Origin of the sequence: Flavobacterium sp., assembly GCF_031422135.1 — a bacterium.
In the GTDB taxonomy this organism is placed as follows: Bacteria; Bacteroidota; Bacteroidia; order Flavobacteriales; family Flavobacteriaceae; genus Flavobacterium.
Map to the genome: position 1 here is coordinate 1 of NZ_JANOQD010000014.1, position 13736 is coordinate 13736.

At 28.9% G+C, this 13736-nt stretch carries 18 protein-coding genes; 17 read left to right on the forward strand and 1 reads right to left on the reverse strand.

Features of this window, described 5'->3' with window-relative positions:
* The 17 genes from RMO70_RS02275 to RMO70_RS02355 form a co-directional block, all read left to right on the forward strand.
* Window positions 1-241, forward strand: a 241-nt coding sequence (locus tag RMO70_RS02275; RefSeq protein ID WP_310554803.1) for a hypothetical protein, incomplete at its 5' end; no start/stop codon positions are given.
* Window positions 242-505: 264 nt separating this feature from the next.
* Window positions 506-1597 carry a DJ-1/PfpI family protein gene (locus tag RMO70_RS02280; RefSeq protein ID WP_310554804.1) on the forward strand — a complete coding sequence of 364 codons (1092 nt, stop codon included), beginning with the start codon at window positions 506-508 and terminating at the stop codon, window positions 1595-1597.
* 2 nt (window positions 1598-1599) lie between these two features.
* Window positions 1600-2187 (forward strand): hypothetical protein, encoded by a 588-nt coding sequence (locus RMO70_RS02285; RefSeq protein WP_310554805.1) that lies wholly within the window; start codon window positions 1600-1602, stop codon window positions 2185-2187.
* Between the two features lie 186 nt (window positions 2188-2373).
* Window positions 2374-3099, forward strand: a complete 726-nt coding sequence (locus RMO70_RS02290; RefSeq protein ID WP_310554806.1) for a MauE/DoxX family redox-associated membrane protein — start codon at window positions 2374-2376, stop codon at window positions 3097-3099.
* Window positions 3100-3168: 69 nt separating this feature from the next.
* Window positions 3169-3750, forward strand: coding sequence for a Crp/Fnr family transcriptional regulator (locus RMO70_RS02295; RefSeq protein ID WP_310554807.1), 582 nt, complete (start codon window positions 3169-3171; stop codon window positions 3748-3750).
* 69 nt (window positions 3751-3819) lie between these two features.
* Window positions 3820-4392 (forward strand): hypothetical protein, encoded by a 573-nt coding sequence (locus tag RMO70_RS02300; RefSeq protein WP_310554808.1) that lies wholly within the window; start codon window positions 3820-3822, stop codon window positions 4390-4392.
* Between the two features lie 13 nt (window positions 4393-4405).
* Window positions 4406-5206 carry a sterol desaturase family protein gene (locus RMO70_RS02305; RefSeq protein ID WP_310554809.1) on the forward strand — a complete coding sequence of 267 codons (801 nt, stop codon included), beginning with the start codon at window positions 4406-4408 and terminating at the stop codon, window positions 5204-5206.
* Window positions 5207-5211: 5 nt separating this feature from the next.
* Window positions 5212-5760, forward strand: coding sequence for a hypothetical protein (locus RMO70_RS02310; protein WP_310554810.1), 549 nt, complete (start codon window positions 5212-5214; stop codon window positions 5758-5760).
* A complete protein-coding gene (locus RMO70_RS02315; RefSeq protein ID WP_310554811.1) occupies window positions 5757-6080 on the forward strand; it encodes a hypothetical protein in 324 nt (107 codons plus the stop codon). Before RMO70_RS02310 ends, RMO70_RS02315 begins: the two co-directional genes overlap by 4 nt.
* Window positions 6081-6263: 183 nt before the next feature.
* Window positions 6264-6812 carry a GyrI-like domain-containing protein gene (locus RMO70_RS02320; protein WP_310554812.1) on the forward strand — a complete coding sequence of 183 codons (549 nt, stop codon included), beginning with the start codon at window positions 6264-6266 and terminating at the stop codon, window positions 6810-6812.
* Window positions 6813-6988: 176 nt separating this feature from the next.
* Window positions 6989-7435 carry a hypothetical protein gene (locus tag RMO70_RS02325; protein WP_310554813.1) on the forward strand — a complete coding sequence of 149 codons (447 nt, stop codon included), beginning with the start codon at window positions 6989-6991 and terminating at the stop codon, window positions 7433-7435.
* 45 nt (window positions 7436-7480) lie between these two features.
* Window positions 7481-8338, forward strand: coding sequence for a S41 family peptidase (locus RMO70_RS02330; RefSeq protein WP_310554814.1), 858 nt, complete (start codon window positions 7481-7483; stop codon window positions 8336-8338).
* A gap of 437 nt (window positions 8339-8775) precedes the next feature.
* Complete coding sequence (locus RMO70_RS02335; protein ID WP_310554815.1) at window positions 8776-9708, forward strand: hypothetical protein; 933 nt, start codon at window positions 8776-8778, stop codon at window positions 9706-9708.
* A gap of 24 nt (window positions 9709-9732) precedes the next feature.
* Window positions 9733-10296, forward strand: coding sequence for a Crp/Fnr family transcriptional regulator (locus tag RMO70_RS02340; protein ID WP_310554816.1), 564 nt, complete (start codon window positions 9733-9735; stop codon window positions 10294-10296).
* Between the two features lie 49 nt (window positions 10297-10345).
* Window positions 10346-11143: an MBL fold metallo-hydrolase gene (locus RMO70_RS02345; RefSeq protein ID WP_310554817.1), complete on the forward strand. Its 798-nt coding sequence runs from the start codon at window positions 10346-10348 to the stop codon at window positions 11141-11143.
* The gene (locus tag RMO70_RS02350) at window positions 11140-11871 is read left to right on the forward strand and encodes an HD domain-containing protein (RefSeq protein WP_310554818.1); all 732 of its coding nucleotides are present in this window, start codon (window positions 11140-11142) and stop codon (window positions 11869-11871) included. The genes RMO70_RS02345 and RMO70_RS02350 overlap by 4 nt, the downstream gene beginning before the upstream one ends.
* 46 nt (window positions 11872-11917) lie before the next feature.
* Window positions 11918-13408: a hypothetical protein gene (locus RMO70_RS02355; protein WP_310554819.1), complete on the forward strand. Its 1491-nt coding sequence runs from the start codon at window positions 11918-11920 to the stop codon at window positions 13406-13408.
* Here the strand turns inward: RMO70_RS02355 and RMO70_RS02360 are convergent.
* Window positions 13385-13552: a hypothetical protein gene (locus RMO70_RS02360; RefSeq protein ID WP_310554820.1), complete on the reverse strand. Its 168-nt coding sequence runs from the start codon at window positions 13550-13552 to the stop codon at window positions 13385-13387. The genes RMO70_RS02355 and RMO70_RS02360 overlap by 24 nt on opposite strands.
* Window positions 13553-13736: the final 184 nt, after the last annotated feature.

The window sequence follows — 13736 nt, forward strand, 5'->3', positions numbered from 1 at the left end:
CAAAAATTTGAATTTTCTAATTTTACAAAAGAATAATCAACTCACAAAAAGCTTAAAGGCTCTTCCCGGGCAAAGCATATTAAATCATAATAAAATAAGTATTAATAAGAATCGAAATTTAGAAAGTATTGCAAATATGAATAAAAATAAAACTAGTAATTCTTCTAAGATATTGACATCATTTACAAATTTTACATTATTGAACTCGAAATTAGATAAGAATTCAACAATTATAAAATAGATTGATTTACATATAAATAATGCTAACATATTGAATAAAATCGATTTTTTATATATTTAAATATTAAACTTATTATAATTGGGTTTATTTAAATATGTAATAAATCATTTACATTTTTATTCAATTCCATAACATTCATTGATTTTACAATTATACACCATTATATATTTTTAATGCCACGGAAAAATGGTTTACGCAACTCTACTTATAACAAGTCTTATAATTGTCTGGCTTTTTGAGGCTTGTAGCCCAATCCGTAAATTTATGACTTGGGAAAATTATAAAGGGAATAATGATTTCATTTATACACATCCAAAATTTGACAGCACCAAAAAAACTGTTGTCATTATTGCTGATAATGACGGCACAGAGATTTTTGATATGATGGCACCATTCTATCTTTTTAATGCCACGGAAAAAGCAAACGTTTACATCGTAGCTGAAAAAAAATATCCTGTTACAGTAGTTAAAGGGTTTTTTGTACTTCCGCATTATTCTTTTGAAGAATTTGATTCATCAGCAATTAAGCCAGATGTAATCATAATTCCAAACTTATCGGCAATGGATGCAAAGCATCAAAATCCAGTGATTGTAAATTGGATAAAAAAGAACTATATAGAGACAACACAAGTGCTGGCAGTTTGCAGTGGTTCTATGACAGCCGCAGCTACAGGAATTTATGACGGCAAATTGTTAACAACCCACGCTTCGGATTATGCCAGCATTAAAAAGCAATATCCAAAACCAATCTGGACAAAAGATACAAGCGTAACAAACGATGGTAATTTATTTAGTACAGCAGGTGTTTCTAATGCAGTAGAAGGCTCTCTTACTGTCATAAATCAAATATTTGGAACAGAAACAATGATGAAGGTTAAAAAAGACATTAGCTATCCTTACGTTTTGCCAAGAATGGTCCATCAAAGTATTGCCATTAATTTCAATAATAAATTGACTATTGGAAACAAAGTAATTTTCAAAAAAAACAAACGAGTTGGTTTGTTTTTACAAAACGGAGTAAATGAATTTGAATTGGCTGCAATTACAGATACTTACAATCGTACTTTTCCAAGTTCAATAGAAAGTTTTGTGTCAGTTGGCAAAAATATTACATCAAAATATGGTTTGACAATTATCCCAACAGGAGATATTAACTCAATTAAATTAGATGAACTACACATTCTAAATTCAGCATTGTTTTCAAAAGTAGACGAAAAATATTTTGAAAATATTGAAATAGTAAAGTATGACAGTCTAAAAAAACAATATATCATAGACCATTGCCTTGACAGAATTAGTAAACAATACGGCAAGAAATATCAAAATATAACAAAACTATTATTAGACTATAATTAAAAATGAAAACTAAATTACTCACAATTTTAATACTTATTTATAGTATTTCATCATTTGCACAATCAAAGAGAGAAGTCTTAACCACTTTTGCTTCCGGCATTGTTTACAATAATCAAAGCGGATTAGGAAATGAAAATTCCATTGGTTTTGCTACAATCACTGGTATAGAAACCAATATAAATAAAAATTTATTTCTTTTTTGTGGCGTAGATTTTCAATCTATTTCTGTAAAAAAATATGATGATAAATATTCGCTAGAAGGTTCAATTTCAATAATTCCTATAAACTTTGGAATTGTATTGAAGGCTTCTAGTAATAAATGGAAACCTTATTTAAAATTAGGAACAGGTATAGCATTTGTTTCAACACCTTTTGCTGAAGTGGAAAGTGGAACAAATTTTATAAAAATTAAAAGCAATACACGAATTTCAGCTATAGTTCAAAGTGGTATTGGGCTTGAATGGAATTATAAACCAACTTTAATTCCGTTCATTGAAGTTTATAATCTCCACACTTTTGCAAAATCAGATGTGCAAAATAAAGGACTTTGGACATTTCCTGTGGTAATTGGACTAAAAATTAAAATGTAATTTAAAGATTTCAATACAAAAATGGCAGATTGAATCAAGGTATTTGTTAAAAAACAAACTGACAGAAGTAATTGAAATGATATATTTTTATGAACTTTTGTATTAAATCAAAGCAAAAAATATTTGGTTTTTAAACTGATATTAAATATTGGTTAGTCTGAGTTCAAAATGCATAAATACCATAAAATGATACATACATATAAGCTTACAGGAATGACTTGTTCAAGTTGTGAAGCAAAAGTAAAATCGGCTATTCAAAATATAGAAAATGTAACAAATGTAGAAGTTTCAAAAGCTGAAAATTCTGCAACAATTACAATGGACAAACACATAGCATTGAAGGGCTTACAAAAAGTTTTAGACAATAAATACCAAATATCTTCAATCAATCATATTGAAATTGAAGAACAAACAACGTCTTGGTTTGAAACCTACAAACCAATCTTGCTACTATTTTTCTATATCACAATTGTAACGTTATTGGCTCAACAAGGAAATCATCATTTTAATTTTATGCAATGGATGCAACATTTTATGGCAGGTTTCTTTTTGGTTTTTTCGTTTTTCAAGTTACTTAATCTAAAAGGTTTTGCAGACAGTTATGTTATGTATGATGTACTGGCAAAAAGATTTCCACTATGGGCATATCTATATGTTTTTATCGAATTAGGTTTAGGAATTGCCTTTTTAATCGATTTCAATCCAATCTTAACCAACTCAATTACATTTGTAGTTATGAGTATTAGTATTATTGGAGTTTTACAATCGGTATTAAACAAAGAGAAGATACAATGTGCCTGTTTAGGTTCGGTTTTCAATTTACCAATGAGTACGGTAACCATTATTGAAGATGCCTTAATGATTGCAATGAGTGGAATTATGTTGTTTTATTCTATACATTTGGCTAGCTAAATTATCAAATAACTCAAACCTATTAAATGTTAATTGATATGATTTTTTAATAACCAATAAAAAACTAAAATGAAAAATAAGTTGTTTGAATTTTTAAATAATATAACTCCAATTTCAGAAAAAGATTTTGAAAATGGATTTCAGTTTTTTAACAAATTAACTTTGCAAAAAAGCGATTATTTTGTCAAAGAAAACACAATTTGCAAGCAAATTGCATTTATAAATTTTGGAATTTTAAGAACGTTCTATTTAAATGAAAGTTCTGAAGACACAACTGCGTGTTTTTGTACCGAAAACAATCTTACTTCATCTTATAAAAGTTTTATAGTTCAAGAACCTTCAAAATTAAGTATTCAAGCAATAGAAGAAACTGAATTATGGGTTATTACCTATGACTATTTACAAAAGTTATATGTTGAAAGTCCAATTTGGGGGAAAATAGGCAGACTGATTGCCGAAAGAGAATATATAGGGATGGAAAAATACGCCTCGGTTTTAAATAATGAATCAGCAAAAATAAAATATTTACGATTAATGAACGAACAACCTAAAATTGTTCAAAAAGTTGCAAACCAATACATAGCATCCTATTTAGGAATATCAACCCGAACTTTAAGCAGAATAAAATCAGAAATTTCTAAAGAAATTTAAGGACAAATGTCCTTCTTTATAAAAAGTCCCATTTGTAATTTTGACCAAATAAACTTAAATTTTAAAAAAATGGAAATCGCTTTTATTATCTCATCAATTTTAATTACACTTTTTGCTCTTTTAGCTGTTTATGATGGCTTTTACTTGCATATTTTCAAATACCAATTGCATAACAATCCAGATAGCAGATTTGAACATTTGACTCATACTATTCGGGCTGTTTTTTTTCCTGCTATTTTATATTTTTTGTTCATAAAACAAGATTGTAATACTAGTTTTTTTATTGGAATCAGTATTGTTTTATTAGACATTATTGTATTAGGAATCGATGCGTTTTCGGAAACAAATAGCAGAAAATTTATGGGCGGTTTACCTCGATGGGAATATATTTTGCATCTTTTTGTAAACGGATTTCATTTCGCTTCTATTGCAGTTTTTCTTGCCATTAAAATTAAATTGGTTAACAATGAATTGACTTTGGTACAAAACTTTAATGGTATTGAAAACCACGCTATCTTTTTATTCATTGTAAAAAACCTTATTCCAGGAGCCATCATAATTGCAATTATTCATATTGCAACATTATTTGCATCAACAAAAAAATATTGGAATAGTGTTAGAACTAAAATAACTTGTTGTTAATAAACTAAAAATTATGATACATCAAGACACAATAGTAGTAACATCGGTTTTAGTAGGTTTTGGAATTCTCGAGGCAATAACTGGGGTTTATGCCAACTCAAAAAGAAGAAAAGACGATTGGATTATAGATTTAGTTAGTGTTGCACAATTAGCAATTATTATTAAACCTGCAATAATACTTTTAACAGCTTTAATCGCTGGATATTTATTTCCAAATTTTTCTAATGCTTTAAGTCATTTGCCAATTTGGATTGGTGTATTGATAATTTTTATTCCAGATGAATTTTTGCATTATTGGTATCACAGAAAAGGTCACGAATGGACTTGGTTATGGAATATTCATAAAACGCACCATACCTCACCAGATATGAATATTGCAGTGTCATACAGAGAAAATTGGTTGTGGTTTGTTTTAATGCCAAATCTTTGGTATGCTGCAACAATGGTATATTTTGGTCTAGGAAAAGCCTATATAATTTCGACAATGATAATTGGAATCATTGATGTTATTACCCACACAAACATAAAATGGGATGCTTTTTTATACAAACATAAATTTCTAAAACCAATAACTTGGATTTTAGAACGTTTTATTACTTTACCCTCTACACATCACGCTCATCACGGAATTGACGAACTTTCTGCACCAATGGGTAATTATGCAACAGTCTTAATCATTTGGGATGTTATTTTTAAAACTGCCTGTTTTCCACATCGTTATCCTTCAGAATACGGTATTTTGAATGATCAAAAAGATAAATGGTATAAACAACTTTGGTATTATCCGATTGCAAAACAAAACAGACAAAATTAAAAATTATGAAAAACGAAAATATAGAAATTCCAAAACTGAATTTTGACAAAAATGGAGAATTAATCATTATAGCTTCTACAAACTCATCGAAAAATGATTTTGATTTTTATGAAGGTAAATGGGATTTAAAAAACAAAAAACTCAAATCAAAATTAAATAATTGCAACGAATGGATTGAGTTTCATTCAACCCAAGAAATGTACAGAATTCTGAACGGAATAGGGAATATTGATAATTTTTTAGCAACATTTGACGGAGAACCTTTTGAAGGAATGACAGTGAGATTGTTTAATCCAAAAACAAAATTATGGTCTCTTTATTGGGCTGATAGCAACCAAGGAAAATTTGACCCACCAGTTGTAGGTTCATTTGAAAATGAAGTTGCTCACTTTTTTGCTAAAGATGTTTTTGAAGAAAAACCAATTGTAGTTGTTTTCCGTTGGGATGCAAGAGACAAAGAAAACCCAATTTGGAGCCAAGCATTTTCAGTTGATAACGGAGAAAATTGGGAATGGAATTGGTATATGTATTTTTCTAAATTCAAAACCAAATGATAACCGAAATAAGAACTTATAAATTAAAAAAAGATTGTAGCGAAATCTTTTTAAAAATATTTACAGAACAAAGTTTGCCGCTTTTAAAACGATGGAATGTAAATGTTATTGATTTTGGATTTTCAATAATTGATAATCTAAGTTTTTATTTAATCCGAACGTATGAAAATATAGAACAACGAAAACAAAATCAAGATGATTTTTATAGTAGTCAAGAATGGATCACTGGACCAGATAAATCATTAATGAATTGCATTGAAACATATAATACAGCGGTTATTGAAAATAAAAAACTATTAATTAGAAAAATAACGGTCTGATGAATAAAACATCTGTTGGGAACAACAATGTTATTTAGGTCAACTTTAATGTTGACAACAATCTTAACGAATCTCAACAAATCAAAAAATTAATTTCAACATTTTCTGAGATGAATATATGACCGCACTCAAAATAATTAAGCAAAAAAAGGAAAACGATAACAAAAAACAACAATAAAGACTATGAAAAACTTTCAAAATTTGATGTTTTTTGCATTAATGCTATTCACATTAACAACTCAATCACAAGTTCAAACAAATAAATCTAAAACAATGGACAATCAAATTATTCAAAAATTTTACGTAATTGGAATTTCAACAAGAACGACCAACGAAAATGGACAATCCGCTAAAGATATTGAAAAATTATGGGGTAAATTTTGGGGCGAAGAAATACAAAAGCAAATTCCGAACAAAGTAAATGATGATATTTATGCGGTTTATACAGACTATGAAACAGACTTTAACGGAGCATATACAACAATTGTTGGATTGCAAGTAAATTCATTAGAAAATATTCCCGAGGGTTTTGTTGGAATAACAATTGAAAAAGCAGAATATCAAAAATTTGTTTCAAAAGGTAAAATGCCAGAAGCAGTCTTTAATACTTGGATGGAAATTTGGCAAAATAAAACACTAAACCGATCATATAAATTCGACTTTACTATTCACGGAAAAAAATATTACGACGGTGAAAATGCCGAAGTGGAAACTTTTATTTCAGTAAAATAATAAACTAATTGTAAATAAAGGCACAAACGCAAAATATTGTTCTTGAGTAAGTTGTGGTTTTATACAAACTTTAAAGTTGGTCTAAAAATGAGAGATTTAAAACGGTAAATTTAGAAAACCAAAAATTGCGCTAGAAACTTGAAACCACCCAATTCCAAAATGTAATATTTATAAATATGAAACAACTTATCTTACTGTTAATAATTTTCTTAAACTATAATACTGCATTTTCCCAAAAAAGCCCCTATGAAAAATTAAATTCTGAAATTCAACCTCAAGATTTAAAGAATGATATTGATTATTGGTTTGATTGGATTCATACAACTCATCCTGACTTATCATATAGTGTAAAAGATATTGACAAATTTTATAAAAGCGTTACTCAAATTAAAGACAGTATTACTTCTCCTCTTACCGTTTTAGAGTTTTGGAGGAAAATTTCTACTCTAAATAACCAATTGTCTGACGGACATTTGATTGTCGGACACATAAATGCACCTATTATCAAAGATTACATTTCAAAAGGCGGAACATTATTTCCATTTGAAGTTTTATTTAATAAAGAAGAACTCATAATTTACTCTAATCTTGGTGGCAAGGATTCAGAATATAAAGGCTATTAAGTTACAAAAATAAATAATATTTCTATCGCCAAAATAATCTCTCCGATGATGTTAAGAATAAATGGTGATTCTAATGTACAACGGAAAGTTATATTACAACGGAAATTTGCATTGTTTTATATGCTACTGTTTGGAGAGTGTAAAGAGTTTATTATTAGCCTTAAAAACGGCAATAAAGAAAATGATATTTCGGTTAGCGGGTTATCTGAATTTCCAAAATTTTATCGCCAGATTGCTTTCGAAGATAATTTCAAATTCCAAATCTTAGATAAAAATAATGCACTCGTAATGATAAATGAATTTGGGTGGGACGATAAAAAAGCATATTATGATTTTATGGATGCCGTTTTTGTTAGTTTACGACAAAATAAAATTAAACATTTAATTATTGATATTAGAGAAAATGGAGGGGGTGATGATGAATTTTGGATGAATGGTATTTTAAAATACATTGCCAATAAGCCATACAGATGGGGTTCTAAATATAAGAAGAAAATTATCGCTAAATACAGAGATTCGGGTGAAGTTGTTGGTTCTGTTAAATCAGGAGAGATAGACACTTTAATTCCAATCGAACGAAATATATCTAACAAATTTGATGGAAAAATTTCAGTATTGATTGGTCCTTATACATATTCGTCAGCAATATTATTCGCAAACACCATTCAAGATTATAAATTTGGAAAATTAATTGGTGAGCCAACAGGCGGAAAAAGTGGGCAAACTGGAGCAACTCAATTTTCTAAAATGCCAAATTCGGGACTAACAATGATTTCACCACGTTTTTATTTAGAAAGACCAAAAGGGGGCGGACAAAAAGAAAGCGTAAATCCTGACATTAAAATAGAATATGATAAACTACATCCGGACAAGTTAATAAATGTACTATTACAAAAAAAATAAACCAACTCACAACTTTTTATTTATGATATATCGTTTGACAATCCCAAGGTTGTACTATCTATGGTTTTAACAATGAAAAAGGAAAGTCGAACTTATTAAACCAACAAAGAAAATCCCTTTATACAATAGGGTCACATTTGAGCGACAGAAAAAGAAATATAAACTAAAAAAAAATTGAAATAAACAATTGTGAATTCAGATATTAAAAACATAGAAAAACTTAACGAATTATATCATTTAAGAGCAGTAGCAATTTTGTTAATTTTCTTCTTTCATTATTTTATATTAAATATTGGAGAACCAAAATGGTTGCCCGATTACGCAAAATATTGAACCAAATTTATAACAAAAAAAGGTCAACCCACAGCAGTATAAGACAACGACAGTTTACAAAACAAATAGACGATAAAAAATAAGCAAAACTAAAAATAATTTCTATGAGTATATCCAATGAAAACTCTGAATCGTTTGAAACCGCACTCAAAGCGGCAGAAATCGAGTTAACACTTCAATACTATTATTCCAAACCCGAGAATGTATATGCTTTAATCAAGTTTGGAAAAAGCCCTCCGTACCGATCTAAAATAATCAACTATATTAAATATGGTTTTGATATTTTACGAAAAACTGCCCAAGATGAAAAAGAAAGAAAAGTAGCAGAAATGGACCAATATCCAGAGTCCTACTCGGAAGGATATGTACCAAAAGAATTTGTCAACCACGTTATATTTGGTGCCTTGGCTAGGACAGCAGCAATGCTTATGGAAAATGAGCTTGCAGAGATTATTTATAATGAATTTCTTTATGCTGGTAGAAAAGAGTCGTTTTACGAGCTCAATTTAGAAACAGGCACACTTGCTATTGCATTAAGCGCACTTGATTATAAGGGAGAATTAGAAAAGTTTCAGGATGTTTTGAATCTTTTTGAAAGGATTAGTGGAGATGCTGAATATGTTTTAGAAATGTATTATGCCATATGGATGCTCAAAAAAGATAAAATAAAACCACTCGAATATTTGAAAGATGCTACCAAAACTAAAAACCTCTCTCTTGTTGCTACTACTCTGGCAGATCTTGATGTAAAAAAATCCTTGCCTATTTTGAAGGAAAAACTTATTCAAATTAAAAATCCTATTACACAAGAAGTTTTCTTGGAAGCCATTTATCGCCTTGAACAACAAAAAGAGGCACCTACTACCTTAAATCGTATGATATGGCTGTTTGGTAAAGTGACTTCCACAGAAATGGCTGGTGGATATGAAACAGACAATGAGTTTATTTTGCGTGCAATAAAAAAGACAAAAAATGAAGATGGAGATGTCTATGAAGTTGACGACTTCCTTAACGAATTCAATATAGAAGATATATAGACCAACAAGAATAGTCCTAAATAAATGACAGAAATTATAGCCTATTTTAGACAAATTGGAATTGATGAAAAAGACCTTCAACAATTTTTAAAACTTCTTAAGATAAAAACTTATAAGATTGGGAGCTCTATTCTGAATAGTGGACAAACGGATAGTTATCTATCTTTTTTAAATAAAGGTATCATTCGCTATTTTGTAAATAGTAATGGCAAAGAATTAACTTTTGATTTTGTTTTTCCAAATTCATTTTATTGTCATTATGATTCATTTTACAGCAGAAAACCAACTCAATTTAATTCTGAAGCATTAACAGATATTGAAATTTATTACATTCATTTTGACGATTTAACTTCTTTGTTTCAAACCTGTGAGTTTGCAAAAGATTTATCAAGAATTGCAGTTGAAAAACTTTTAGAAAAAAAAGTTAAACGAGAATTGTCTTTACTAACAAACTCACCTGAAGAAAGATATTTGAATCTTTTGAAGGAACAACCAAGACTTATTCAGCATATACCTCAAAAATATTTAGCCACTTATTTGGGAATTGTTCCAGAAACTTTAAGCAGAATAAGGAAACGCATTTCTTGACCAAAGTCAACGATAAAGTAATTTATTAATTCCAAATTTGCTTAAAAAAATGGAAATAGAAATAACATACATTGATACTGCTTGTGTTATAATAAATATTAATGGTTTTCGCATAATAACGGATCCTGCACTTGATAATAAAACAGGTTTTTTGCCTAAATTAGTAGGCAAGCCTTTTATATTCTCAAAAAAAACAATGAATCCATTATTAGGTGAACTAAATACTAATATTGATTTAGCGTTAATTAGTCACGATCATCACGGGGATAATTTAGATAATTCAGGTAAAAAACTATTAGAAAATGTACCAACAATTCTTTCCACAAAAGGAGCAGAAAGAAGATTGCAAAGATTAAAGGTAATTGGTTTAAATCCTTGGGAAACTTACAATGTTCATACTCCATTAGTGAAAGGATTAAAAATAACAGCAGTTCCTGCACAACACACAAATATTAAAAGATTACTTTATGCAGTTGGGCACGTTATTGGTTTTGTAATTGAATGGGACAATCAAGAAAATGGTGCGTTATACATTTCAGGGGATACGGTTTTATTTGAAGGGATTTATGAAATTTCTAAAAAATTTAAAATTAATACCGCAATACTTCATTTAGGAGCAGGAGCGTTTCCATATTTGAAACCCAAATTACGAGTTACTATGAACGCTGAAGAAGCAATACAAACCGCAGAAATTTTATCCTGTGAGCAAGTAATACCAATTCATTATGAAGGATGGTGGCATTTTAAAGAGCCCGTACAAAAAATGCAAAATGAAATAAATGAATCTTCTATTAAAGACAAAACAATTTGGCTTAAAAGAGGTGTAAAACAAACAATAAAATTATGATAGGGGATTTTAACTGGGGATTAAAAACCAAAGGGAATTTAACTTTGATGGCAAAACTATACTTTGCCTACGAGGCAATCATTGCAAAACGGAATGCAAAAAATGCAAAAATCAGTAATTTTATTTACAATGAAAATGATTTTATAATTCCAAATTCAATATTAATAAATCAAACTATTGAGTTTTTAAAAGATACACATCAAGATTTTTTGATAAATCATTGTTTTAGAACATACCTATTTGGAAATATTATTGGGCAAAACGAAAATATTAAATTTGATAAAGAAATATTTGTAATTGCTTCTTTAATGCACGATGTAGGTCTTGTAAAAAACCATCAATTTAAAAACCCAAATTGCTCTTGTTTTGCAATTGAAGGTGCAATTGAAACAGGGATTTTTCTTGAAAGTCACAATTTAAAAGAAGACAAGATAAAGCGTATTCAAGATGCAATTTCACTTCACTTAAATATAAAAATTCCTTCTGATTTGCCAGAGGCATATTTGTTAAACAAAGGTGCTGCTGTCGATGTTATCGGGCGAGATTTAAAAAACTTCAATTCCGAATTTTTAAACAAAACTATAAAATATTATCCTAGATTAAATTTTAAGGAAGAAATGCATCATTTAATGAAACATCAAAGCAACGAAAGACCTCAATCTAGAATTTCATTTTTATACAAAAATGGATTTCCCTATTTATTAAAGAAGAATAATTTTGAGGAATAATTTTTTTGATATTTAAACAATCAAGATAATCACATATTATATTTCAATGAAACCAAAGTACATTCTGGAAACCTACGACCAGATACTAAGAGAAATCAAAAACCCTAAAATAGTTTTCGATAATGATTTTGTGGGTTTCCTTGAAAGTTGTTCAGAAGAAAGTTTTTTGATTTATAAGGTAAATTTTTTGAAACAAAATGGAGAAATCAATTATACAATTAAAAATCCATTACATAATTTACACCCAAAGGTTGCCGAAAAAGATTGTATTGAGTGTGAACCAATTTTAGAGTTTGAAGATTACATTACCGAAATAGTAAATGAATTAGAATTAAAACAACACAATATCCAGTTACGCTGGTACTCAAAAAATGATAGTATTTCATTATATATTTTGCAAGAAATTGATATAAATAACTTATCAAATGAACATCGGTTTTTTCTCTATTGTTATCATTCCTTAAAAAACGAAAATGATAAAATCAAGAAAATAAATAAGGAAACTATTTTTAATTTCAAATCTAAAGAGCGTGTTGAACAATACATTCATAAAAAACAATATGCTCTTGAAAATTTAGCAAACCGTTTAATAAAGGACATTAATCCAGTAAATTCATCAGATATTTATCGATTTTCGTCTAATTATGACAAAATAGATTGTTTAAAGATTACCTATATTTATCTTGAAAAATTATTGCGTTTTATAGAAAAAGAATTCAAAAATTACCTAAATGTAAATATTCAAGTTCCTTATCGTTCTATCTTGGTGAAGGAATTTGAAATTACAGATAAACTTAAAGAACTCAAATCAAGATTATTGGGCAGCAATATCAATAATCAATTATTGAAATTGGTCTACGAACCGTTGTTGAAAATAGCAACAATCAACATTCAAGAAAAACTAACGTATTACGATTTCAATTACTGTTCCGATTTTATTTCAGTTTTACACCATCAAATTGATTTTGAAAACAGTACTGAAGAAGCAATAAAAGAATGTTTGTTTGAATTAAATTTCAATTCATTACAGTTTTTCAAATACTTGACTTTCGATATTCTAAAAGAATTAGAAAGACAAGAAAATAATATTCAAAAAATTGATGTGTTGTATAGATTACTTAAAAACTACAACCAAAAACAAAGTAGGAATTTCTTAAAATATAAGACCAATTTACCACCACTTAAAGAACAAATTATCAGTTGGATTGAAGAAGAAATAGAATATTTAACCAAGAAAATCAAACTTGAAGCCAATCAATTAACAAATATTTCTAACAACGAAGAAAAGATAAAATTCTTGACTAGTTTGTCTGTCGCACAGTTGAGTTATTTCTTTGGATTGTTGATGGAAGTCGGAATTATAAAGCATAAAAATCAAACCGATGTATTTCGATTTATTTCCGAAAATTTTAAAACTGGTAATGCTGAAAAAATTTCAGTAGATAGTATAAAAGTCAAATACTACAATGTGGAAAACAATACTAAAAATGCAGTTCGGGAGAAAATTTTAGAATTAATCGAGCTCACGAAGTTCTAAAACTTCTCGCATCATTCTCCAACCAAAGCCAGCCATTCCGAGCAGTATTTCATCTTCAATTTGGCGTAATGACGTAAGGTTTGGAATTTTATGCAATTCCATAAAACGTCTTAGTTCGGGACTAATTACAATTTCATTTTTCATATCAATATTTTTTTAATGATATACGAAAAAATCCCATTTTGGTTTTGGTACAAACTACAGCGTGGGACATCGATCACCAGCATCAGAGGTACGACCAAGCACCTACAGCCACGATAAACCGAGCCCACGCATAGCGAAGGCGAACAGTTTATTCGTAGGCTGATATAAGAAGTTTGGTCGTTTT

What these genes read in the sequence shown, in the direction of transcription:
- RMO70_RS02280 (WP_310554804.1), top strand. Translation starts at nt 506, where the DNA reads ATGACTTGGGAAAATTATAAAGGGAATAATGATTTCATTTATACACAT.
- RMO70_RS02285 (WP_310554805.1), top strand. Translation starts at nt 1,600, where the DNA reads ATGAAAACTAAATTACTCACAATTTTAATACTTATTTATAGTATTTCA.
- RMO70_RS02290 (WP_310554806.1), top strand. Translation starts at nt 2,374, where the DNA reads ATGATACATACATATAAGCTTACAGGAATGACTTGTTCAAGTTGTGAA.
- RMO70_RS02295 (WP_310554807.1), top strand. Translation starts at nt 3,169, where the DNA reads ATGAAAAATAAGTTGTTTGAATTTTTAAATAATATAACTCCAATTTCA.
- RMO70_RS02300 (WP_310554808.1), top strand. Translation starts at nt 3,820, where the DNA reads ATGGAAATCGCTTTTATTATCTCATCAATTTTAATTACACTTTTTGCT.
- RMO70_RS02305 (WP_310554809.1), top strand. Translation starts at nt 4,406, where the DNA reads ATGATACATCAAGACACAATAGTAGTAACATCGGTTTTAGTAGGTTTT.
- RMO70_RS02310 (WP_310554810.1), top strand. Translation starts at nt 5,212, where the DNA reads ATGAAAAACGAAAATATAGAAATTCCAAAACTGAATTTTGACAAAAAT.
- RMO70_RS02315 (WP_310554811.1), top strand. Translation starts at nt 5,757, where the DNA reads ATGATAACCGAAATAAGAACTTATAAATTAAAAAAAGATTGTAGCGAA.
- RMO70_RS02320 (WP_310554812.1), top strand. Translation starts at nt 6,264, where the DNA reads ATGAAAAACTTTCAAAATTTGATGTTTTTTGCATTAATGCTATTCACA.
- RMO70_RS02325 (WP_310554813.1), top strand. Translation starts at nt 6,989, where the DNA reads ATGAAACAACTTATCTTACTGTTAATAATTTTCTTAAACTATAATACT.
- RMO70_RS02330 (WP_310554814.1), top strand. Translation starts at nt 7,481, where the DNA reads ATGATGTTAAGAATAAATGGTGATTCTAATGTACAACGGAAAGTTATA.
- RMO70_RS02335 (WP_310554815.1), top strand. Translation starts at nt 8,776, where the DNA reads ATGAGTATATCCAATGAAAACTCTGAATCGTTTGAAACCGCACTCAAA.
- RMO70_RS02340 (WP_310554816.1), top strand. Translation starts at nt 9,733, where the DNA reads ATGACAGAAATTATAGCCTATTTTAGACAAATTGGAATTGATGAAAAA.
- RMO70_RS02345 (WP_310554817.1), top strand. Translation starts at nt 10,346, where the DNA reads ATGGAAATAGAAATAACATACATTGATACTGCTTGTGTTATAATAAAT.
- RMO70_RS02350 (WP_310554818.1), top strand. Translation starts at nt 11,140, where the DNA reads ATGATAGGGGATTTTAACTGGGGATTAAAAACCAAAGGGAATTTAACT.
- RMO70_RS02355 (WP_310554819.1), top strand. Translation starts at nt 11,918, where the DNA reads ATGAAACCAAAGTACATTCTGGAAACCTACGACCAGATACTAAGAGAA.
- RMO70_RS02360 (WP_310554820.1), bottom strand. Translation starts at nt 13,552, where the DNA reads ATGAAAAATGAAATTGTAATTAGTCCCGAACTAAGACGTTTTATGGAA.